Source organism: Halomonas sp. KX33721, assembly GCF_001596805.1.
GTDB classification, from domain to species: Bacteria; Pseudomonadota; Gammaproteobacteria; order Pseudomonadales; family Halomonadaceae; genus Vreelandella; species Vreelandella aquamarina.
Genome location: NZ_LVIA01000084.1, coordinates 1 through 958 on the forward strand (window position 1 = coordinate 1; position 958 = coordinate 958).

At 61.1% G+C, this 958-nt stretch carries 1 protein-coding gene; it reads right to left on the reverse strand.

The window, feature by feature from the left end; genetic code table 11:
• Positions 1 to 435: 435 nt before the first annotated feature.
• The coding region (locus tag A3220_RS16415; RefSeq protein WP_174524480.1) for a transposase at positions 436 to 958 on the reverse strand (523 nt) is incomplete at its 5' end.

Here is a 958-nt window from a genome sequence, read left to right on the forward strand (position 1 = left end):
ACCGTCAGGCACGACAGCACCGGACCGGGAGCTTTCGCCGCAGGCAGCCCCATGCCTGTACCTTTGTCGTTCAGAGGAGAAGGACGGGCCTCCCAGGTTCCTGGGAAACCCCTGTATGGACATGCCCTGCTCTTCGACCCCGGCGGCCCTTCCCTGCCAAGCCATACGGCAGGGTCGTGTTGCCTTCCAGCATTTGAAAACTGTCGGCGACTGCCACTACCACAATTTCGGGGCTCTATCACACGGCCTACCTACTCGCTGTGTACGCTTCGCAGCGGCGGTTACCCGACACCACGCAACACTCGCTGCCGGCTGGTGGCTAGCCTTGGCCGGGTGGGACTTTCACCCACTGGGTTTCACGACATCCTTTCCACCTTCTCGGTTTCCCGGATGTCCAGGCTTTGCCTGGCGCACTCAAATTCTGTGTATGGCCGGTCAGGCGGCAGTCCTGTCTGACTGATCGGTCAAGGGTTCGCCGTCCTTGAACTGGACGTTGTTCACGACCAGCTCCAGCTTGTTGAACCCCTTGATCCGCTTCCAGCGCTTCTGGGCGCTCTGGAGCAGCTTGAAGACCATCGCCAGGGTCGTCGCTCTGGAGCCGCAGTTCCGGCTGCGCTTGCTCCGCAGGCGGACCGTGGCGAAGGTCGACTCGATCGGGTTGGTGGTGCGGATATGCACCCAGTGTTCTGCCGGGTAGTCATAGAACGCCAGCAGCTCCTCCCGATCCTTGGCCAGGCACTCCATGGCTCTGGGGTACTTGGCCTCGAAGCGTTTCACCGTGCGATCGAAAGCCTTGTGCGCCTCATCGCGGGTCTCGGCCATCCAGATCTCATGGAGGTCGGCCTTGACCTTGGGCTGCACGGATTTCGGCAGTTTATTCAATACGTTGGCAGTCTTGTGGACCCAGCAGCGCTGGTGCTCGGTCTCTGGATAGACCTTGCTCAGTGCAGCCCAGAAG